Source organism: Aquimarina sp. BL5 (genome assembly GCF_003443675.1).
In the GTDB taxonomy this organism is placed as follows: Bacteria; Bacteroidota; Bacteroidia; order Flavobacteriales; family Flavobacteriaceae; genus Aquimarina.
Genome location: NZ_CP031963.1, coordinates 1,123,322 through 1,146,517, shown reverse-complemented (window position 1 = coordinate 1,146,517; position 23,196 = coordinate 1,123,322). Strand labels below are relative to the sequence as shown.

Annotated in this window: 14 protein-coding genes; 1 reads left to right on the top strand and 13 read right to left on the bottom strand. The window is 33.8% G+C overall.

Annotated elements, in window-relative coordinates; all coding sequences use genetic code 11:
* Positions 1–9: 9 nt before the first annotated feature.
* Positions 10–2,535: a glycoside hydrolase family 2 TIM barrel-domain containing protein gene (locus D1818_RS05030; protein WP_118456697.1), complete on the top strand. Its 2,526-nt coding sequence runs from the start codon at positions 10–12 to the stop codon at positions 2,533–2,535.
* 2 nt (positions 2,536–2,537) lie between these two features.
* Here the strand turns inward: D1818_RS05030 and D1818_RS05025 are convergent, their stop codons facing one another.
* From D1818_RS05025 to D1818_RS04965, 13 genes are all read right to left on the bottom strand, one after another.
* The gene (locus D1818_RS05025; RefSeq protein WP_118456696.1) at positions 2,538–3,578 is read right to left on the bottom strand and encodes a lactonase family protein; all 1,041 of its coding nucleotides are present in this window, start codon (positions 3,576–3,578) and stop codon (positions 2,538–2,540) included.
* 11 nt (positions 3,579–3,589) lie between these two features.
* Positions 3,590–5,215 (bottom strand): glycoside hydrolase family 43 protein, encoded by a 1,626-nt coding sequence (locus D1818_RS05020; protein ID WP_199726260.1) that lies wholly within the window; start codon positions 5,213–5,215, stop codon positions 3,590–3,592.
* Positions 5,216–5,252: 37 nt separating this feature from the next.
* The gene (locus D1818_RS05015; RefSeq protein WP_118456694.1) at positions 5,253–6,767 is read right to left on the bottom strand and encodes an arylsulfatase; all 1,515 of its coding nucleotides are present in this window, start codon (positions 6,765–6,767) and stop codon (positions 5,253–5,255) included.
* Positions 6,768–6,774: 7 nt separating this feature from the next.
* Entirely contained in the window at positions 6,775–8,112 is a 1,338-nt protein-coding gene (locus D1818_RS05010) for a family 43 glycosylhydrolase (protein ID WP_118456693.1), read from the bottom strand.
* 30 nt (positions 8,113–8,142) lie between these two features.
* Complete coding sequence (locus tag D1818_RS05005; protein WP_118456692.1) at positions 8,143–9,666, bottom strand: sulfatase-like hydrolase/transferase; 1,524 nt, start codon at positions 9,664–9,666, stop codon at positions 8,143–8,145.
* Position 9,667: 1 nt separating this feature from the next.
* Positions 9,668–10,510 (bottom strand): family 16 glycosylhydrolase, encoded by an 843-nt coding sequence (locus D1818_RS05000; RefSeq protein WP_118456691.1) that lies wholly within the window; start codon positions 10,508–10,510, stop codon positions 9,668–9,670.
* 12 nt (positions 10,511–10,522) lie between these two features.
* Entirely contained in the window at positions 10,523–11,224 is a 702-nt protein-coding gene (locus tag D1818_RS04995) for a fibronectin type III domain-containing protein (RefSeq protein ID WP_118456690.1), read from the bottom strand.
* A complete protein-coding gene (locus D1818_RS04990; RefSeq protein ID WP_118456689.1) occupies positions 11,221–14,007 on the bottom strand; it encodes a T9SS type A sorting domain-containing protein in 2,787 nt (928 codons plus the stop codon). The genes D1818_RS04995 and D1818_RS04990 overlap by 4 nt, the downstream gene beginning before the upstream one ends.
* A gap of 243 nt (positions 14,008–14,250) precedes the next feature.
* A complete protein-coding gene (locus D1818_RS04985; protein WP_118456688.1) occupies positions 14,251–15,831 on the bottom strand; it encodes an alpha-L-fucosidase in 1,581 nt (526 codons plus the stop codon).
* Positions 15,832–15,975: 144 nt separating this feature from the next.
* Positions 15,976–17,595, bottom strand: a complete 1,620-nt coding sequence (locus D1818_RS25695) for a ThuA domain-containing protein (RefSeq protein ID WP_233558501.1) — start codon at positions 17,593–17,595, stop codon at positions 15,976–15,978.
* A 9-nt stretch (positions 17,596–17,604) separates the two neighbouring features.
* Entirely contained in the window at positions 17,605–19,842 is a 2,238-nt protein-coding gene (locus D1818_RS04975) for a glycoside hydrolase family 3 C-terminal domain-containing protein (protein WP_118456687.1), read from the bottom strand.
* 13 nt (positions 19,843–19,855) lie between these two features.
* Positions 19,856–21,430, bottom strand: coding sequence for a sulfatase (locus tag D1818_RS04970; RefSeq protein ID WP_233558500.1), 1,575 nt, complete (start codon positions 21,428–21,430; stop codon positions 19,856–19,858).
* Positions 21,431–21,749: 319 nt separating this feature from the next.
* Entirely contained in the window at positions 21,750–23,078 is a 1,329-nt protein-coding gene (locus tag D1818_RS04965; RefSeq protein WP_118456685.1) for a T9SS type A sorting domain-containing protein, read from the bottom strand.
* Between the last annotated feature and the right edge of the window lie 118 nt (positions 23,079–23,196).

Here is a 23,196-nt window from a genome sequence, read left to right as displayed (position 1 = left end):
CCTGAACTCATGTGTAAGTCAAACAATATTTTTTTAATAGCACTAAGTATTATTTTATTTAGTTGTAATAAAACTCAGCTAGAGGACGCAAGAATTTCTAAAGATTTTAATTTCGACTGGAAATTTTATTTAGAAGATACTGATCGACAAAAAAAAGATACAATCTGGAAAGGTGTAAGGTTACCCCACGATTGGAGTGTGGAGCATTCTTTTACACAAGAAAACACTTCTGGCGCAACCGCTTTTTTACCAGGTGGTATAGGCTGGTATAAAAAGGAATTCACACTATCCGAAAAAGCTGAAAATAAAATAACTTGGATAGAGTTTGATGGAGTATATACGAACTCAGAAGTTTGGATTAATGGCAATTATTTAGGCAAAAGGCCATATGGATATATTCCGTTTAAATACGATTTAACGAAGTTTTTAAATGTAGGTAAAATCAATGAGATTAAGGTAAAAGTAGACCGTTCGGCATATATAGATTGTCGCTGGTATCCTGGATCCGGTATTTATAGAGATGTAAAATTAGTTACTGTAAACAAATTACACATTCCGCAATGGGGAACATTTATCACCACTCCAAAAGTTTCTAAAAAAGAAGCTACAGTTTCTATTAAAACTGATATTAAAAATCAATATAAAGATGAAAAAGAGGCTGTTTTAAAAACGACTATTTACTATGAAGATTCAATAATTTCATCAATGGAATCTAGGATAAAACTAGCTTCAAATGCGTTAAAAAATGAGTCGCAAGAGATAATAATTCAGAATCCTAAAATTTGGGATATTGTACATCCAAATCAATATAAAGCAATTTCAGAAATCATTTTAAATGATGAAATAATAGATCAAAAAGAAACGAAATTTGGGATTAGAAGTTTTTCTTTTGATAGAGATAAAGGTTTCTTTTTAAATGGGAAAAACACTTTAATTAAGGGTGTTTGTTTGCATCATGACGGTGGTTTAGTTGGTGCTTCAGTCCCTTTAGGTGTTTGGAAACGTAGATTAAAAGTTTTAAAGGAAGCAGGTGTAAATGCTATTAGAACAGCTCATAATCCTCCATCAAAAGCATTTTTAGATTTGTGTGACGATATGGGTTTTTTAGTACAAGATGAAGCTTTTGATGAATGGAATAATCCAAAGGATAAAAAGCATAATTACAATCAGCAAGCGGCAAACCCTCTCGCATCTGGCTATACTGAGCATTTTACAGAATGGTCTGAAAGAGATTTAAAAAGTATGGTATTGCGAGACAGAAATCATCCATCGATCATTATGTGGAGTATCGGTAACGAGATAGAATGGACTTACCCAGAATATGGACAAGCCACAGGATATTGGGGATCTAATAAAGTAGGTGATGTAAATTATTATTATGATGCACCACCTTTTCCTATTGACAAAATAAAAGATAATTTTAGAAATACTAAAAAAGGAGAATATGATTTGGCAAAAACTGCAATAAACCTATCAAATTGGGTGAAAGAAATAGATACTACTAGACCTGTAACTGCTAATTTAGTGATTCCTGCGGTCAGTAATTTTTCGGGATATGCAGACGCTTTAGATCTAGTTGGTTTAAGTTATAGACAGGCTGTTTATGAATATTCCTATAAAAACTATCCTGATAAAACGTTTTTAGGTACTGAAAACTGGGCAAAATATCACGAGTGGAAAGCTATAGAGGATAAACCTTATATCTCTGGAATTTTTCTATGGACTGGTATAGATTATATGGGCGAATCTAAGGCTTGGCCAATTAGAGGGAGTTCTAGTGGGTTGTTAGATTTTGCAGGATTTAAGAAGCCAGCATTTCATATGTTTAAAACACTTTGGAACGATAAACCGCATATATATATAACGACACAAACACAAGAGAAATCACCGTATAAAATTGGAACAGCAACAGGAAACGTAGTCGAAAAAGAAATAGGTTGGTCTAAAAAACAAAAATGGGGATGGCATCAAGTAAATGAACATTGGAATTACGAAAAAGGAGAAAATATAGCGATTGAAGTATATACAAATCAACCAGAAATTGAACTTTTTTTAAATGATACATCTTTAGGAATTAAAAAATTAGAAGATGTGGAAGATCATATTTTAAAGTGGATAGTTCCTTATGATAAAGGCACATTAATTGCGAAATCTGTTAAAAATCAAGAAGTTAAAAATAGTATACAAACTGCTGGTGAGTTTGCAAATATTAAAGTACAAATAGACGAAAATAAATTAAGAGCCAATGGATATGATGTGGCACATATCACGGTTCAGTTGCAAGATAAAAATAGAAACCCAATTAAAAATGAAGAGCAAGAAGTCGAATTTATTATTAAGGGTGATGCAAAATTACTAGGTGTTGATAATGGACATAACGCTAATGTGCAAGATTATCAGAGTAATAAGTTAATGACAAAATATGGCAGAGCATTATTAATTTTACAATCTAATTTGAAATCTTCAGAGATAAAAGTTCAAGCGATTTCTGGGGATGTAAAAAGTGAAGAAATTGTAATCGAAATTACAAAGTAATTTTATAAAAAAGCAACACAAACACCTGATTTTACCAAGTTAGTTCTATGTTTCTCTAGTAGTTTTCCATCAGTATTAATTTGATATACGATGGTCTCATCAGAATCTTGTAAACAAGCAATCAACCAAGTACCATCAGGTGAAATGTTGAATTCTCGTAGCGTATTTCCGTTTGTAGATTGATAATCTATAAGTTCTAAATCATCATCTACAATTTTAAAAATAGTAAGGGCATCTAGAGTTCTATTAGCAACATACAAAAAGATGTTGTTTGGATGGATCCTAATGGCCGAAGCACTTGGTGTTTTAGTGAAATCTTTTGGCAAAGAATCGACATATTTTTTAATTTTAAAAATATGATTCTCTTCTTTTAAAATTCCTATTTTACCAGTTAATTCACTAATTACATAGCCAATCCTACCTTCTTTTTGAAATACAATATGTCTTGGCCCAAAACCTTTCTTTGTAGGAATATCTAATCCGTTTTTAGCAGAAAAATTAGTTTCCAAATTATATACTTTAATACTATCAATACCCAAGTCTGGTACAAAAAGATGTTTGTCATTCGGATGGATTACAATTTGATGGGCATGTGGTGCTTCTTGTCTTTCAATATTGATGCTTTTACCAGAATGCACAAAGTTATGTGTTTCTTTAAGTAGCTTACCTCCACTATTTGTAGAGTATTTCAGAATGTTTCCCGTGCCATAACAAGCAATAAAAACAGCATTATTATGGTAACTGATATGACAAGGTAAACTTCCATTTACTTGAATTTCATTAATAAATTCCAAAGAATAATTCTTTAAAATCCTGAATGCTTTTACCGTTGGCTTTTTATCTTGAACAACTTCTGTACATGTATATAAAAATTGTTTGTCATTAGAAATTGTTAAATAACCAGCATTTTTTGTTTTTGTTGAATGAAGTAGCTTTAATTCACCTGTTTGATCATTTAATTCTAATGTGGAAATACCAATGCCATGACCACCAAAATTGGGTGCAATCATTTCAGTATAACTTCCAATAAAAACGATGGACATGACGTATATATTTATTCTGTTGTTTTATGATATGTAAACCAATCAAATTTAGCAATCTTATTGCTTTCCTTACCAGATGAAGTAGCGTACATTCCAACGTAAATACCATTAAATTTTTGAGCAACTTCGTCAGATAATATGGTATAATCGTTTGTATCACCAATGGGGATTAGTTTTTTTTCATTCTCGCCATAGAAAAATTGCACTTTTAACCCTTCAACTTTAGCACTAAAAATGACATCTTCTTTCTTATAGGGAACTGATGCCATGATCTGTGGTTTAAATTCGCCTTTATTGCCTTTTTGTAAGACTTTGATCAATGATATTTTGTTTTTTTCTTTTAACAATTGATAGTTATTTCCGTGACGACGATAAATTACTAAGCCAGCTTTTTCGTTGGTTTTATTAGTATCAAAAGATAGTTTGGTTGATGCTTGGTAGTTAAAATGACGAGTTCGTTGTGCAATGAATGATGGATTTACAAATTGAGTTACAACTGTTGGACGTAATTTAATTTCTAGTTTTCCTTTTCTTACTTCATACCATTGAGAGTTAGGTGTACGTAAAAAATTCCATTTTAAATCAAGTGATTCTTCATTAAAATCATCACGTTCTTTTATTTTTGGTACTGTTGTCCAAGGTAATTTTGGTCGTAATTGCCTTTGTTGTAAAAGTCCAACTCCAGGGTTAAAAATAGGTGTAATACCGCTTTCTTGCTCAGTCATTTTTACTTTTGCTAAAAAGGTTTCTCTAGCTAGAGTCACATAGCCTTCTATCTGCCTTTTAGCTAACATTACGCTCCACCAATCTCCATTTTGAGTTTGTACTAAATCAGCATGTCCTGTCTGCAATATTGGGTATGTTTTTCCTAAGTGCCTATGGGTTAGCACTGGATTAGCATGATTTGGTATGTATGGCCCCCATATATTTTTACTGTTAAAGACTGTAACAGCATGAAACTCACCTGTACCTCCCTCTCCAATAAGTAACATATATTCACCGTCTATTTTGTACAAATGTGGACCTTCAGCCCAACGAGCATTTGAAGCGTGTCCATACGTCAGTTGTTTCTTTTCACCAAGTAATATGCCTTTATTAGGATCTATTTTTTGCATCCAAATACCGTTTTTTCCTTTCCACTCTTTTTGAGAGCCATCTATGATACCCGCTCCTGTATAGTAACAAGTTCCATCATCGTCCCAAAATAACGATGGATCAATACCAGGTGCATCTTTAATATACATCGGTTTACTCCAAGGACCTGAGGGATCTTTAGCCGTTATGATAAAATTACCTTTTTGCCCAACCATCGTAGATATTATATAAAAAATACCATTATGGTGACGAATAGTTGGGGCGAATATACCGTTAGAATTTTTTAATCCATCTTTGTATATGATTTGATCACTACGATTTAATCCATATCCAATTTTTTCCCAATTTACTAAATCGTGACTCCGATGAATAGGTAGCCCAGGAAACCATTCAAAACTAGAGTTAACCATATAATAAGTGTCTCCAACGCGACAAATTGATGGATCAGGATAAAAGCCTTGTAATATGGGATTAGTAAATGTGTCTGGTACTTTTTGTGCAAAACCATTCATACAAATTAAAAAACCAAGTACTATTTTCAATAGTTTTAAATACATAGCGGATTTTAATTTATCAATTTTATTTAACTCCAGTTTGGATATTGCTGGCTCTAGTCTTGTTATAAAGTGATAATAGTTCACTAATTTTCTCCTTATACTTAGGGTTGTTTATTAAGTTATGAGTTTCCTTTTCTGATGGATTTTCATTCAGATTAAACAAAGCAATTAATTTTTGATTTTTCTGGAAATCTGCGTCTTTGTCAACTTTGAGAATTAATTTAAAACCATCTTTTCTAATCATATTTTCATTACCAGTTCCTGCTTGATTTATTAAGAAAGGATGTGCTTCAATATTTTCCTTATCGACTAAAAATGGCAATAGATTAGAGGAGTCCATGCCTTGATTTAGTTCTAACTTCTGATTTGTTAAACTGGCTAAAGTAGCTGCAATATCAATGCCTAAGATAGATTTATCTGAAGTGTTTGGTTTTATTTTTTCCGGCCAATGCACAATAAAAGGAACTTTTGTTCCACCTTCCCAAGCTTGGTTTTTACCTCCTCTAAAATTACTATTAGATTTATGGCCGGACTTAATGGTTTTTTGAATTTGTAATCCACCATTATCAGATGTAAAGATGATTAAGGTATTTTGATAAATCTCTTTTTTCTTTAGTGCATTTACAATCATTTCTATTTGGATATCCAACTCTTTTACCATATCTAAGTGGTTAGAAGGTGTGGTCCCAGCAATATCAATTCCATTTAATTCTTTTGAAGGAGTGTGTGGTTTATGCACAGCTTGAGTGCAGTAATACATAAAGAAAGGTTTGTCTTTATCTCTTTTTTTATTAATAAAATCTACAGCTTTGTTTACTAAAAGTTCGCCTGCCTTAAAAGGATTCCAGTGGCTGTCGCCTAATCCCTCCATTTTATCAAGCTTAAATCCTAATTTGTCCATATTCTTTTGAGTGATTTGAACAATTTTTGATTTTTTGTGTAAAGGATATAGCTCCCCGTTTTCATAAACAGCATAAGGTGCTGCTTGAATTCCTGCCGGATACATAAAACTATAATCAAAACCATTTTGTAGAGGCCCTTTATCAATTACCTTTGTAATATCCACTTCCAATTCTGGTTTATGTCTTGGACCTCTATAAATAATATTAGGATTGTCTTTTCGGGCAAAATCCATGCCGAATCCCCATTTCCCAAAAAATGAAGTATCGTATCCAACGTTTTTCATGAGTTGTCCCAAAGTGATGTCAGTATCAACAATTGGTGATTTCTGATAACTTCCCCAAACACCTCTTGGGGCATAACTTCTATAGCAATGATTTCCGGTCATTATAGCGTAACGTGTGGGTGCACAAAGTGCTGCTGGCGAATGCGCGTCAGTAAAAAACACACCATTTTTGGCTAAATCATCTATCGTAGGTGTTTCTACAATAATAGTATTACTAGTAAGTCTTCTATATTCCGAAATATCGCCCACTCCAATATCATCTGCTAAAATCACTATAACGTTGGGTCTGTTTTGCGCATTTACCTGAAAGACAAAAAGTAATAATAATGATAGCGTAAGACGGTTTCTCATGACTAGATTATTCTTTTAACAGTAACCAATTTAAGTTTACAATTTTAGTAGCGCCCCAAACTGATTTAAACACTACAGTTATATCTTGAAGACCTGTTGGTTTATCAATAATATCGGTTTCAATGGTTTCCCAAGTATTATAGCCACCAGTGTAATTTACTGGAAAGGTGGCGATTAATTGCCCTTTTGCTCCACCTAAATGGATTTCAAAAGAACCATTTCTTTGTCCGCTAGCCACTCTTGCTTGTATTTTGGTTGCTTTTCCCTCACCAAAATCAACACCATTAAACCGTACGTTACTCATCATTTTAGTATCAGAAACCATCCATCCATTAGGTTCGTTTCCACCTACAAATGTCGTTTTCGCATTTTGAATACTATTATATCGATCTATTTGGATGGTGTCATTTATTGTTGGGTTTCCAATACCTCTGAGTGTTGGTTTTACTTTTTTAATGGTTCCATCGTCTTTAAATTCCATATAATCGGCTCTCATAGAACGTAGTTTACTGTAGCCGCTAATGCTCCACCAGTGGTAAAACAAAATCCACTTGCCCTTATATTTTACTACGGAATGATGGTTGGTCCCATTGTCAATATTATCCATTATTTTTCCGGAATAGACATAAGGACCTAGCGGTGATTTACTTGTTGCGTATGCTATGGTGTAGCCTTCATCTGGAAAAACATGAGCAAAGGTTAAGTAATAGGTTCCGTTATATTTAAAAGGAAAAGGGCCTTCGACGTAACCTGCAGGAATACCTTGAATTTTAATAGCGTCGCCATCAATTTGTTTCATGTTTTTGTTCAATTTGGCGCCTTTTATAGTTTTACCGCCTGCAAAAAATATATAAGCCTGACCATCGTCATCAATCATTAAACCTGGGTCAATGCCATCAATACCTTTTATATAATCTTTCTCCCATGTAAAAGGTCCGGTTGGGCTTTTTGAAACGCCAACACCTATTCTTCTAAAAGTTGTCCCATCGTTTGGTGGTGCAGGATAGTAGTAATAGTATTTTCCATCTCTTTCTATACAATCCGGTGCCCACATTCCGTATGAATTTTTCTTTCCCCAAGGCACTTCATTTTGGTCTAAAATAACACCATTATCTTTCCACGTATTTCCATTTTCAAGAGAAAAAATATGATAATCAGGCATGCAAAAACGTGGTGCTTTTATACCTTCTGGTGGAATGGCGTCGTGTGATGGATAAATGTATAATTTGTCATTAAAAACACGAGCAGTTGGGTCTGCCGTATGCATATGTGTGATTAATGGATTTTGGGAAATAGCAACATGTGTAAAACAAATAAAGACTAAAATAGGGATAAATTTTTTCATGATTTTTATGAGGAATTAATGTGGATACATTTAATTCTTTTTGATTATAAATTGTAATTTTTGTTCGTATTCTACGATTTTTTCAGGATATTGAGAAGCTAAATTATTGATTTCGCTAGGATCATTTTTTAAATCGTATAATTGAGGTTTATTCGAAATACCAGCATCTATTCCCTTGTCATTTTTAATCCAATTAAAATTTTTATCAGTTTTAGGTTGTATATACTTATAATTCCCTTCTATGTAGGCTAGTGTGTACGCTTCTTCGATCATCGATTTCCTACCAGTATTATCTTTGCCAATCCAAGTATTCCAAAAATTTTCACTATCGATAATATTTTTTGGAAGCGTTTGATTTGTTACGTGAGCAATCGACGCTAATAAATCCACTTGATTCATTAACGCATTTGATTTGCCAGGACTAATTGTTTTGGGCCAATAGGTTATGGTTGGTACTCTGGTTCCACCTTCATAAATACTGTATTTTCCACCATTAAATGGACCACTCGGTTTATGTTCTCCTAAAGATTCGACCGCGTTGTCTTCATATCCATCATTAAGTACAGGGCCATTATCACTTGTGAAAATAATAAGTGTATTATCTGCAATACCAAGTGATTCTACTTTTTTTATAATCTCACCAACTACAAAATCTACTTGAGCTATAGCATCACCTCTTGGTCCCATATCACTCTTTCCGGTAAAATTTCGATGTGGTGCTCTTGGTACGTGAATATCGTGAAAAGAATAAAATAAAAAGAATGGATTTTTAGCGTTGTTTTCTAGAAATTCGTTTGCCTTTTTATTAAATACATAAGGAAAATCTTCGTCAATCCATTCAGCAGATTTTCCACCACCCATATATCCAATTCTGCTTAATCCATTAACAATAGTTTTGTTATGCTGTGGGTCTGCAACTTGTTTTCTTAAGTTAGGATTTTCTTCGCCTGTTGGTCTATTGCCTACTTTATTATTATAGTCTACTATTATAAGATCTTCAGTTTTTTTATTTAAAACATAACCGTTTTCCATAAAAACGGTAGGTACTCTATCTCCTGTAGATGGTAATAAAAAACTATAATCAAAGCCTACTTCATTTGGACCAGGTTGTATTTTCGTATTCCAATCTATGTTTCCGTTGCCTAGTCCTAAATGCCATTTCCCAACAATACCTGTTGTATAACCTGCGTTTTGTAGCACTTTAGGTAATGTGATTTGGTTCGGGTCTATTAATAATGGTGCATCACCTTTAAGGACTTTAGCATCTTTTCTGAAGGCATAATTTCCTGTTAATAAAGCATATCTGGAAGGTGTACACGTTGCTGCAGCACTATGGGCATCTGTAAATTGAAGCCCGTTAGTCGCTAGCTTATTTAATTCTGGTGTTTTTACTCCTTTAGCACCATAAGATTCTATATCTCCATAACCTAAATCATCAACATAGAGAATAATAATATTTGGTTTTTTTGAAGTATTATTTTTTGCAAGGTCCTTCTTTTCCTTTCCACAAGAATATAATATTAATATAAGGTATATTATTACGTTCTTTAGCATATTATTCTTTTATTAATTTATAGGAACGGACCCAATCGTAATATGTAGTGTTTTTGGAATCGTCTGCTAATTCTTCTGGAGTAGGAGGGGTTTCCCAATTGTAAGTCTCTGTAACCATATGCATATACATTGGTCTGTCAAATGGTGTTTTACTGAATGCTGTGCTTGGATGCATAGTGTATTGATACACACCATCTAAGTAAATCTTAATAGTATTAGAATCCACCCACCAGCAACCATAAACATGATAAGCTTCATTTACTGGCGGACTTATTGGTTTATGTTCTGCAGGACCAGCAGATTTTACTTTCTTTATACCTTCACAGTCGTAATGAAAAATATGTGTATTAGATCGTAAAGTAGTTCTCATATCTTGCCCTCTTTTTCTATGTCCGATAGCTTCTACAATATCCAGCTCTAGTTGTTCTTTAGGACATTTACTTTCGTCTACTGGCTTATTTTTTAACCAAAACGTCGAAGACATAGAGACACTAGATGCTTTCATTCTAGCTTCATAATAGCCATAAAAAGCATCTTTTGCAACAGAAGCAACAGCACCTCCTTTAATATTATACTTCTTGTCTCCTTTTAATACAGAATTTTTAATTTGAAGATTACCGTTTTTTATAGAAACTTGTGAAGCTCTAAATGTTGCAGGAGGTCTACCATTTACCCAGTAAGGAGAACGATCGTGCCATTTGGCCTTGTCTAATTCTTTACCGTTAAATTCATCTGTAAACTTTTCATTTTTCACCCATTTGAAACCTTCAGGCGGTTCTGGTGTTTGAGCCTGAAAAGTGCAGGAGACTATTAATGAAAGACAAAAAAACAGTTCTTTTTTCATTTGTTTAAATAATTATTGAGTAATGAATTCAAAAATGGGTGATTGTGAATTATTTCCGTGACTATCATTACTAATAACTCGCCAGTAATAAACGGTATTAGCAGTCAATGAATTTATATTAATACTCAAGTTAGTAGTAGATTCTTGTAACGTATTAGGCGGATTACTTGTGCCGAAATAGACGTCATAGTTATCGATATCATTATCAATATCACTTCCTGTCCAATTTAGTGTTACTGATGTGTTTGTTGTACTTCCCATTGTAGGACTCACTAAATCAGCGGGAAAAGGCGCATAATTTTCAACACCTTCACCAGCATTATAGAACTTCCATGTTTCGCTATTCGCTGTAGTTGTCGTTACGTTAGATTCCGATATAACATACCAAGAATACGGAATACCTTTGAGCAAATTTATTTCTTTGGTAGTGTTATTTGAAGGGATATTTCTTGTAGTATTGTCTGTAAGGTTTTCAAGAACTACGGTATACGAATTGGTATTAGCAGATTCATTCCATTCAAAAGTAACAAGGCTTTCGGTTTCAGAAATAGAACTACCTTCATTACATTCAGAATTTTGAATAGGAAACACTAATGTTGACGCTTTTGGGTTTTGCTCAGGAACGCCTGGCCCATCATCGCCACCACCACAAGCGGAAAGCAAAATAGTCATTACTAATAATGCGGTGTATTTTATAGATTTATTATATATCATTGTTTGATGATTTTTGATTGGAAATTAATGTTATTCGATTTGACCTTGATAAAGTACACTCCAGAACTTAGGTTTTTTGTATCGACTATTATGTTTTGGTTTGATTGCCGTATGTTTTTTTGCATTACAACTTTACCCGTTAATGAAATAATTTGATAGCTAATATTGTTTTGAATTTCTATATTAGGAATAGCGATAGTAAATGTGTTTTCTACTAGAGTAGGGTATATTTTTATTTGATCTAAAACAGAGATATTTTCTTTATGAACTCCCTGACAATCTTTATTTGTAGTTACTTTTAATTCATTTTCACCAAAACCTAATTCTAAAGTTATTTCATCTTGCTCGGTTACAGTTATAATACCATTTAGCTCTATTCTATAAAGTTCTCCTCCTGCAAGTTCTAAAGTAACACTTGTATCAGTTTGACTAACTTTTGAAAATACAGATAGATTTTCAGGTTCCACAATTGTTATATTATAGCATTGCTCATAATCTGCATCTGCTGTTGTGGTAATACAAATGGTATAATCGTCTGCGGCTAAATCATCAAATATGGTGCTAGTACTAAATTCTTGTTGTGTGCTACCATCAATTGTAGCGGTAAAAGATAAAGTTGTTTCGTTAGATGTAATCTGAATAGAGCCATTATTACTATTACTACATGTTTCTCCTGTAACTAAAACAGTGAAATTATCCACGGGTAATGTAAATACTGGACACCCTGTTGCATCAACAACTGCATCTGTAGGTGTGTTTGGGCATAAATCATTAGAATCGGCAACACCATCTTGGTCTTGGTCATTTCCTGGTAGATTAATACAATTTTCGCCAGGTAATCCATAGCATCCTGATCCAGTAGGACCGTAAAGGGGATTCCAAGATATACCAGCAGTCCAGTTTTCTCCTCCAAATTCGTACGCTCCCGCATCTGGATTAGTACCTTGAAAACCGTCTGTTATTCCTGCAATAATTCTTCCCGCATCTATAGGACTAGAACCTGCTATTAAGGTAAAATCACCTCCTGCTGCATTATTAAATACTGAGCTGTCTATTATTAAATTATTTTGTTGATCAGATTGAGGTTCCCAGGTTGTCTCAGACTCCTGGGTATTTGGATCGTCTTCTATTTCGGAATCTGTGATGTTGTTCCATACATTTACGTTAGAGAATGCGGTGCCCGCTAAATGCCATGCACCCATAGCACCACTTTCAGCTTGTATAAATGTATTATTGTAAACATTTACGTTCAATGCATTCCAATTCATCTGTATTGCTGTCCATTCTACATTCCACACAACATTGTTATATACTTCAAATCCGTTTGGATTGGTATCTAAATAGATTCCTGCTGCTTTTTTAAGATTTCCTCTTCCTTGTGCATCATGAAACCAATTATGGTGTATTGATATATTTTTTGGATCAGCAGCAGCATTAGCGGCATTACTAGATCCTGAATAATAAAATAACCCACAATCATCAGCAATTAAATTACTGTGCGAAATATCGTTATATGCTATTTCGGAATTGTTGTTTATTACATTCATACCATCACGTCCAGACCTAGTAATTGTATTATTTAAAATTGTTGTACTCGAAGCATCTCTAGATCGTATAGGGCCATCATAATTTCCTAAATATCCAACTTCATGGATGAAATTATTTTTAATCATAGTATTTGATCCTCTATCAATAATACCAGATCCATCAGCAAATACAATTTCACATTTTTCAATTATATTTCCATTATGTCTTGGATTAGACCATCCAATATTTATAGCTCCAGTTTCAGTAGAAATGCCATTTGCAGCGCTTCCTCTGGTCATTCCCCCATAAAAACTAGATACTTCATATAATCTATTAGAGTTACCATTCAATCTGATTGATCCTCCAAAAACAGCTAAACTTCTAATTTCAATGTAGTTTTTACTGTTAATATCAATGGTGTTTGCTCTTCTAGAAACCAGAACAGAATTATTACTAGGGGCACCTCCTGATGGTAATTGTATAAATAATTCATTTGTTGTTGAGTCAAAATACCATTCATTTTGGAAATCTAGAGCCTCTTTAATACCTTCAAGATAAAAATCTCCCCCATCTGCTGGTGGGTGGAATCCAACTATCCAACCTGAATTGCTACTATGTGTACTTTGCCAATCGACTCTTCCTGATGAACTTGCCGTAATTGGAAATTTCCAAGACGTCCATCCAGAACCAGGTCGATCACCATAAAACCATAGAGATCCTCCATTTTCCCATGCGTAGTTTGGGATTTCATTATTTAATAAGTGTCCTGAAGCTGTGCTGTTTCTGTCACTACCACCTGTACTTCTTCTAGAATCTAAAGTAAATCTGTCACCATCTGTATTATTTGGCCACCTCGCTAAATCCAATACTGTTTCGTTATGTATTACAAACATTCGTTGACCAGAATTCCAATCCAAAGTACTTTTGTAAATACTTCCCGAATCTTGAGTGAAGTTATTTACGGTTTCCATAGCACTTATAATTACTTTTTCCCCTGGAAAAGATTGGAAAATAATTGGCATTCCAGCTGTTCCAGAATTTAATGGTGTAAGTGTTTCTTCGTAAGTTCCTTCTCTTATAAAAACGATATCTCCAGCTACAGCGATGCTCGCAGCTTTGGTTATTGTGAGATAAGGATTATCGATTGTTCCGTCATTTGAATCGTCTCCAGTTTTTGCAACATATATATCAGTAGCCAATACATTTAGAACGAAAAACAAAAGCGGAATTAGGATACTTTTTTTGTATAACTTCATAGGTTTGTTATTTATTATATCAAAATTAATTTAACAGCCTTTAGATTGAAGAAACAAATGTTTTAAACAATATAACGGATGTGTTTATCCGAAGGAACAATGTACCCTAAGACTATATGCTTGATTTAGCAGTTTGAATATCTATTTCACCTGTTTTTGGACTTCTCTTTATTTGATATCAAATAACTGTACGTAAAAAACTTATAATCAATACTTTTGAAGTGGTTTAACAAACACACACACTTATTCTTTGGGTGTTATTCTAAATGAAAACGCATGGTCGCCAACTTTATTCGGTAAAGTGATGGATAGATGCTCTTCGTTTCTAGAAAACTTTAAATCTCCTTCACTACCTAGCATTTGTATAGATGCTATTTCAGAATTGTAAACGTCGCTGTTAGCTTTCAGGGCTCTAATATTTAGTTTTCCATCGGCTGGCCAATCTAAAACTGTAGCATATAGAATATTTCCTTTTGTTGTGAAACGAATATCCTTAGCTGTATTATCGGCATTTTTACGTTCGCTTAGATGACCTTCGACTACTTTAGCGTCTCCTTCTCCATAAATTTCAAAGGTTCTTGTACCATAAATAGCTTCACCATTTACTTTTAGCCATTGTCCCATTTCTAATAAACGCTCTTTTACTGGCTCAGGAATTGTACCGTCTGCTCTCGGTGTAATATTTAACAGAACTGCTCCATTTTTACTAACGACATCTACTAAAAAGTCTATTAATCTGTTGGTTGATTTATATCTTGGATTACTAATATGTGACCAAGAATTCCAGTCAATGGAATCGTCTGTTAACCAAGGAAAATCTTTCTTTTCCTTCATTCTAGAACGCTCTAAGTCCAGAACTGCAGTACCAGGTTTAAAATCATAAAACTTATAAGTTGCAACCACATCCTTCCCACTTTTGTCAGCTGTGTTATAGTAGTGTGCTAAAAATTCTTTTCTAATGTCTTCGCTAACTACGTCCATTTTATTATCGAACCAAACTAAATCTGGATCGTATTTAGTGATAATTTCTTTTAGTCTAGCCAACCATTCGTCGTTAAATTTCTTATCAGCAAGCGGATAATATCTGTCTATGCCTTTATCAATTTCCTTCATGCTCCGAGGCATTTGGTTGTCTCCTTTTTTTAATTTTGGACCATATAAGCCAGCATATTTTGGATCAGAAGCATCCGTTGTTTCATCCCAAGTTGGGTACCAGCCAAATAACCATTGACGGTGATATGTGGCAATGAATTTCATATCACGTTTACGGATTTCTTTAGATAATTCGCCCATAACATCTCGTTTTGGTCCCATATCTTTAGCATCCCATTCTGTTAAATCACTATCCCACATAGCGAATCCATCTGCATGTTCAGAAACTGGACCAGCAAATTTTGCACCTGCTTTTTTAAATAAATCTGCCCATTCTGCAGCATCAAATTTTTCTGCTTTAAACATGGGGATAAAATCCTTATAACCAAATTCTTTCAATGGTCCATATGTTTTTACGTGATGTTCATAAAATGAACTCGCTTTTCCATCTTTGGCTTCTGGGTTATCTTTGTTTACATACATCCAGTGCGCATACCATTCACTTTCGAATTCTGGAACAGAGTATGGTCCCCAATGACAGTATATTCCAAATTTTGCATCTAAAAACCACTCTGGTGTTTTATGATTCATTAATGACTCCCAATCGGCTGAGTATTTTGGATTTTCTTTAACTTCTTTTATTTCTTTTTGGCTTTCTTTTTTTGTGTCTTTACAAGAGAAAAAAGCTATGGATACTAAACAAAGTAATAGTAGTTTTTTTATGGATTTCATGCGTTAGCTTTTGATATTAATTTGTGTTCACAAAATTATCAATAACAGTAAATCGAATTGATTTCATATGAGTAGAATGCGATAACAAATGTTTTAATCTTGTGTGAAGTTTATGTTTTTTTATGATTGATTTTTTTGAATGAATTATTGATTTTTATAAGTTTCAGGGAATTTAGTAATAGGGGTGATTTTAATGTTTTTATAGAAAACTTCTGCGGCTTCGGATTGAATTTGAATTTTACCACGTGTTGCAGGAATGGTTTTTCCACCAATATCATAACGCGCATTTTTAACTCTATTGACTACAAAACCGTTTACTAAGTGAATACTTTCATTATTAATAGTATAAATTTCTAAGGTATTCCATTCTCCGTTTGGTTTTTCGTGTAATTCAGATTTACTTGCTTGTCCGGATTCAAAACCACCAGCCCATTTTAAAGGAACTTCTTTCCCTTTTGGATTGTATACGAATTTCTTAAAGTTACCATCTTTGTCCTTCAATCTATCTGCAGGTACATCTCCATATACATTGCCTAAAGCAATAAAATCTCCGCAATCACCTTCTTGTACTTGATATTCTAAAGAAGCCATCCAAACATTCCAGAACGCTCCGTGAACTCCTTTGGCATGGTATAAAATTCCGCTATCTCTTTTGGTGTATAAACGTGGTTCCCATTTTTTTTCACCCCATTTGAACTGAGCGGTAAGATGATAATTTCCGTATTCATTTTTAGTAGTTAAACCACCATAAATTTCTCCAGTAATATGAAGTATATCATTACCATTTTCATCTTTTTTAACAGAGAATACTTTTTTCGGATCGTTATTTAATCCCATTGGTTTTCCTTTTTTAACATCTTCAGATTTTTCAAAATCAATATCAACTGAAGGATGTACAGCGCCCATCCAAACATCCCATTTAGATAAATTTGCATCTAATAAATCTTCACCATTTTCGTTTATAGGCACATTTTTTTCGCCCATTGACCATAAAATACCTTCTTTTAGATGTTGAATGAAATCTTGGTTTACAAACGTTTCGTTGGTATGTCCCATTCCTGTGTAGAATATGCGTCCGCCTTCGTAAGTATGATACCAAGCGATGTCATGTTTAGTCCCCATTTTATTACCAGAATAAGAGTTTTCATCTAACTCTAACAATACATTGACGTGTTTCTGAACTGGTTTTTTAAAATTGTACCATTCGTCAAATTTTTGAAATGTATCATCTAGATGTGCAATTGCCGGATGATTATCGTTTTTATGTACTCTTAAAATTGCTTTTTGTTGTTCTGGATGATTTTTGAATTGAGCACCAATCATTTCAGCATAAAAAGGCCAATCGTATTCTGTGTCTGATGCAGAATGAATTCCAACGAACCCGCCACCTTCATTAATGTATGTTTTAAAGGCTTCTTGTTGTTGTGAGTTTAGAATATCTCCAGTAGTATTAAGAAATACTAATGCTTTATATTGCTTTAGATGATTTAAATTAAATTGAAGCGAGTCTTCTGTAGTTTCTACTATCCAATTATTTTCCGAAGCTAATTTTTTTATAGCATTAATACCAGATGGGATTGATTTATGTCGCCAACCATTTGTTTTTGAGAATATTAATAGTTTTTTAGGTTTTCCAAGAACAGCTTTGGGACTACTTTTATATACAATGTTTTTGTTATTTGACTCACTTGTTTTACAACTAAAAAAAGTGATATACAAACTTAAAATTGAAAACAATACTATTTTTTTAATATGCTTATACATCTTGTTATTTTAAAAATTCACAGTGGTTGTAATGGCCTTTGATGCCCCTAAATCTTCACTTCGTTTAGAAGGTAATGCACCATTTACAGAAACGGTGTATGTTCCTTTTCTAAGCACTTTTTTTCCTTCGTCATTAAACTGATAGAAGGTTTCTTCGGATAAATCAAAGTTTACAGTTTTAGTTTCGCCTGCTTTTAAGAATACGCGCTTAAATGCTTTTAGATCGTAAATAGGATCTTTTTCTCCGGCTAAGGGCGAACTGATATATAATTGTATAACTTCTTCAGAATCTATTTTTCCTGTATTCGTTATGGATACAGACGCTTTATAGTTATCGGCTATTTTTAAATCTGTGTATTCGAAATTTGTATAGGTTAAGCCAAAACCGAAAGGAAATAAAGGCTCTTCTTTCATGTATTTATAGGTTCTTCCTTCCATATTGTAATTTTCATATGCTGGTAATTGTGCTACAGATTTTGGAAAAGTAATTGGTAATTTTCCTGAAGGCGCAACATCACCAAATAATATATCTGCAACAGCATTTCCGCCTTCTTCACCAGGATACCAAACAAAAACTACTGCTTCTACAATATCATATAATTCAGGAATTGCAATTGGACTACCACCAGTCAAAACCAACACTAATGGATTTTCTGTTTGCGCTTTGATTTTTTTGATATATTCAATTTGATGCTCAGGTAGTTTAATTTCCGTTCTGTCACCTTTTTCGCTAGATGCTAAAGCTTCACCTTCTTCACCTTCTAAAAGTGGTGAAATACCCATAACGGCAATAACGACATCTGATTTGCCAGATTCACCGGTAGACCAGTCGATGGGGTTTACGTTTTTTCTAAAAGGTAATGTCCCTGATTTATAATTGATACTTGTACCTGGACTTACTTTGCTTACAATACCATCTAAAATGGTTTGTGTACTGCTAGTTAATGCATAATAATTACCTAATAACACTTCTTCATTAGAGGCATTCGGACCAACAACATACATTGTTCTTGCGTCTTTTTTTAAAGGTAATACATTGTTCTGATTTTTTAGTAACACAATTGATTTTTGAGCGACTTCACGAGCAAGAGCTCTGTGTTCTTGGGAATCAATGACTTCTGCTGTAATATCATCGTAAGGGTTTAAGCCTTTTGGGTCAAACATTCCTAATTTAAAACGGGTCAAAAGGTTTTCTTTTAATCGTTGGTTAAGTAATTCTTGGGTGATCAGGCCTTGTTCCAGCGCATTATTTAAAACGCTATAGACATTTCCGCAGTTAATATTAGTACCGCTTTTTAGGGCAAGAGCTGCAGATTCTTCGGGCGAGTTAGTAACTTTATGGTACTTGTGAAAATCTTGAATGGCACCGCAGTCCGAAACTACATATCCATCGAATCCCCAATCTTTTCTTAGAATTTCTTCTAGTAAATATGGACTACCACAACAAGGTTCTCCAAGCGTTCTATTATAAGCTCCCATGACACCTTCTACATCTGCATCTTTTACCAGGGCTTCAAACGCTGGTAAATAGGTTTCAAAAAGGTCTTTTTTATTTACAATTGCATCAAATTCGTGTCTAAACTCTTCTGGTCCACTGTGCACAGCATAATGTTTTGCACACGCTGCTGCTTTCATATAATCAGGATGATCACCTTGTAATCCTTTTACAAAAGATACACCTATTTTACTGGTTAAAAACGGGTCTTCGCCATAGGTTTCCTGTCCGCGACCCCAGCGCGGATCTCTAAATATATTAACGTTTGGTGACCAAAATGTTAAACCTGCGTATCTACTACGATTGTTTATTTTTAAGGCTTCATTATATTTTGCTCTAGCCTCATCTGAAATCGCAGTACCAACACGTAATATTAATTCTGGATCGAAGGTTGCACCGAAACCAATAGCTTGCGGAAAAACAGTTGCTCTACCATTTCTAGCTACACCATGAAGTGCTTCGTTCCACCAGTTGTATTCGGGAATTCCTAGTCGTTCTATTGGTGGGCAGACATCTAACATTTGTGAGAATTTTTCTTCTAATGTCATTTCCGCGATAAGTTTATTGGCACGTTCATCTAATGAAAATGAAGTGTCGTTCCAACCAAATTTTGGCTTTTCCACCTCTTTTACATTTATAGTTGATTCACTATCTTCGTTTGATCCATTGTTTTGAGATTCTTTACATCCAAATAGAGATATAAATAAAATTGAGATTGAAATGAGTGTTAATGTTTGAATTCCTTTTTTCATTAGTTAGTATTTTTTAATCGTTCCAATGTTTGTCTATTATTTTTTGAATATGTGGATATTTGTTTCCATCTTCTTCATTTAATTGAACTCTTTTCTTTTTTAATTCTGTTTTTAATTCTGTAATGATGTCTTTATAGCTGGGATTGTGGTAAACATTGTTCATTTCTTTTGGATCTTTTTCTAAATCATATAATTCCCAAGCAACTGGTGTGTGGTTAGTAAAGTCATTCCCCCAACTATCTTTGTTCCATTTAGCATCAGGGTTGTCTGTATCTACCCAATATTTTCCGTAGTAAAAAATAAGTTTATGCGTTTTTGTTCTTATCCCAAAATGTGCTGGATTGGCGTGTTGATGTGCCATATGCATCCAGTATCTATAATAGGTTGATTGTTGCCAGTTTTCCGGTTCTTTTCCCGTTTCTAAAATTTTTTTAAAGCTATGTCCTTGCATTTTTTCAGGAACAATTCCGCCAGCCATTTCGATTAAAGTAGGGGCGAAGTCGGTATTATTGATAATAGCGTCTGTTCTTGTATTTGGTTTAATACTTTCTGGATAGTGAACAAAAAAAGGCATTCTCATGGACTCTTCGTACATCCAACGTTTATCTATATAATCGTGTTCGCCTAGCATAAAACCTTGGTCACCTGTATACACAATTATAGTATTATCGTATAGATCGTTTTCTTTTAAAAATTTTATGACTCTTGCCACATTATCATCAATGCCTTTTACGCAGCGTAAATAACGCTTTATATATTCTTGATAAGTAGCACTTGTTAATTCTCTGTTAGTAATGTTATTGTTGGCGTATTTTGATTTGTCAAATTCTGGATTTGAGTTTTTCATCCACTTATCTTCCCAGAGAATTTCTGCATAATTTCTTATTGTATTTCTTTTAGAAACAGATGAACCAATGAGATGGATTAAAGAATCATTTTTACCTCTTGTAGCAACAGAACCGTTTTTTTTGTTGTTGTATAAACTTTCTGGTTCAGGAATGAATATGTCTTTTAGGTAATTTTTATAACGCGGTGCAAACTCAAAATTATCGTGTGGCGCCTTTAAATGATACATTAGCATAAATGGTTTTTTGGGATCTCTTTTTTCTGACAACCAGTCTAACGTTAAGTCTGTAATGATATCTGTACTATGGCCTTTATATTGTTTTCCTTCGTAATCTTCATCTTGCCAAAGGGAGAAGTTCATTCCTGTTTCTGTAAACCAAGGGTTAAAATATGTTCCTTGTTGATGTGCATGGGTTAAAATATTATAATAATCGAAATTAGGTTTTGCTGTTAAATGCCATTTACCAATTAAAGCGGTTTGATACCCTAGTTTTTTAATTTCTATAGGTAAATACTGTTTGTTCATTGGCAAAACACCTTCTAAATCCAGAACACCGTTTGCTTGACTATGCTGACCTGTTAAAATAGCTGCTCTACTTGGTGTGCAAATGGAATTATTTACAAAGCAATTGTCAAAAATGATCCCTTCTTTTGCAAGTTTATCTAGATTAGGTGTAGGATTTAAATTTGCTAACCTACTTTTGTAAATACCAAATGCTTGGGAGGTATGATCATCTGACATTATGAATATAATGTTCGGTTGTTTTGAAATTTTTGTAAGTTCAATATTTGATTTATTATCTTTATTACAAGAAAAGAACAACCAAAATAGCAGAATAAAACTTAGCGGTTTATGCATCAAATTTAAAGAATGATTAGTGCAATTAAAATTCGTTATAATTTATTGTTTACTGTAGAATAAATGATTTTTATAAGAACAAATTTGGTTTAAAATGTGAGCAGATTTTCTAAATTTAGAATTGATGGTAAGGAATTATAATAATAAAAGCTCGAAAACAGGTTTCGAGCTTTTGTAATTATAATGGATAGGTATTGGGGGTTTAGTTTTTAAGAATTTTGCGTTTTAATTGGTTGTTGGTTTCTAAGAAATAAATTCCATTTTCTAGGTCTGATATATCTACTGTGTTAGTATTCTTAACATTTTTCACTAGCTGACCTAGCATATTATGTATAGTTATTTGTTCGATATTATTTAAGCCAGAAATTGTTATTAAATTAGATGTAGGATTAGGATAAACGCTTACTGTGCTAAAATCAAAATCATTTATGCTCAATGTAGTGCCGGTAATGTTATCAATAAGTATATCTCTAAATTCTATATTAGTTCCTGATCCTCCAAAATCACCACCTCCACTGCTAGGGGATCCATTTATGATATTGTCTGCATTAGATGTTGTAAATTGAATACGCGTATTTACTTGGGTTTCAGCTGTACCTCCTGGAGGTGTTACGGTAACATCACTAGTACCTCCTGGTCCTATAGTCCAAACATTGCCATCTCCATCGGTAAATGTATCACTTGAAGGGAAAGTTATTGTCATGGTCGGCAGTGGTTGATCTGTTCCTGCGGCTAAAGGTGTATCAGAAACTAAAACTGCAGTTCCTGGAATCTCGAAAGATCTGGTTTGAGTTCCAAAACCAATTAATTCTAAAGCAACCGTTAGATCTGGAATATCTTCAGTAGAAGTGTACGTAAAACCACTGATGTCGAAAGGCTCACCATATTCTAGAGAACCAACGGGTACAACTGCTGAAGGAGCGGTTAGTGCAAACGTTATACCTCCGGTTGGAGGAGGAGTGGCTACACCGTCTATATCGTTAAAATCTAAATCACGAAACTCAATGTTGGTTACACTATCATTAAAAGGAAAATTTCCAGCAGAACCAGTAACAATATCTGCAGGGTCATCCGTACTAAATTTAACACGCATACCTGCGTTTGCACCAGCACCCGAAGTTGTTAGACTTAAGGGTGTGTTACGAGTTGCTTCTGTATTATCATCTCCACCGGGAAAAGTAAAAGTAGTTTCATTACCTATATCAGAACCAATTATAGGATTTGCAGTAGGAAAAGTTAAAGTAGCTGTTAGAGTACCAGAAGTACCAGCAGCTAGCGTAAATTCTTGACCTGAACCTACAAGGGCAAAAGAAGAGGTACCACCACTAAAAGTTACAAATTCTACTTCTGTAGTTAAAACAATATCTTGATCTGTTGAGTAGTCAAAAGTAACATCAAAATCGCCACCAGCAGTTATGTTTGCCACAGATGCCGCTGAATTTGCTGGATCAGTACTCGTTATAATTACATTTGCTACTTGAGCAAATGTAAAAGTGCTCACAAGAAACATTAAAAAGGTAATTTTTTTCATTACATAGTAAATTTAAAATTCATCCTAGTAAAATTATAAATTTACCATTTATTAAGAAGTACTCATGTCTTTTATCATAGAACAAATGGTTTTTATGAGGAATTTTTATAATACAAAA

Coding starts and splice junctions, on each gene's coding strand:
- D1818_RS05030 (WP_118456697.1), top strand. CDS start 10: ATGTGTAAGTCAAACAATATTTTTTTAATAGCACTAAGTATTATTTTA.
- D1818_RS05025 (WP_118456696.1), bottom strand. CDS start 3,578: ATGTCCATCGTTTTTATTGGAAGTTATACTGAAATGATTGCACCCAAT.
- D1818_RS05015 (WP_118456694.1), bottom strand. CDS start 6,767: ATGAGAAACCGTCTTACGCTATCATTATTATTACTTTTTGTCTTTCAG.
- D1818_RS05010 (WP_118456693.1), bottom strand. CDS start 8,112: ATGAAAAAATTTATCCCTATTTTAGTCTTTATTTGTTTTACACATGTT.
- D1818_RS05005 (WP_118456692.1), bottom strand. CDS start 9,666: ATGCTAAAGAACGTAATAATATACCTTATATTAATATTATATTCTTGT.
- D1818_RS05000 (WP_118456691.1), bottom strand. CDS start 10,510: ATGAAAAAAGAACTGTTTTTTTGTCTTTCATTAATAGTCTCCTGCACT.
- D1818_RS04995 (WP_118456690.1), bottom strand. CDS start 11,224: ATGATATATAATAAATCTATAAAATACACCGCATTATTAGTAATGACT.
- D1818_RS04990 (WP_118456689.1), bottom strand. CDS start 14,007: ATGAAGTTATACAAAAAAAGTATCCTAATTCCGCTTTTGTTTTTCGTT.
- D1818_RS04985 (WP_118456688.1), bottom strand. CDS start 15,831: ATGAAATCCATAAAAAAACTACTATTACTTTGTTTAGTATCCATAGCT.
- D1818_RS25695 (WP_233558501.1), bottom strand. CDS start 17,595: ATGTATAAGCATATTAAAAAAATAGTATTGTTTTCAATTTTAAGTTTG.
- D1818_RS04975 (WP_118456687.1), bottom strand. CDS start 19,842: ATGAAAAAAGGAATTCAAACATTAACACTCATTTCAATCTCAATTTTA.
- D1818_RS04970 (WP_233558500.1), bottom strand. CDS start 21,430: ATGTCAGATGATCATACCTCCCAAGCATTTGGTATTTACAAAAGTAGG.
- D1818_RS04965 (WP_118456685.1), bottom strand. CDS start 23,078: ATGAAAAAAATTACCTTTTTAATGTTTCTTGTGAGCACTTTTACATTT.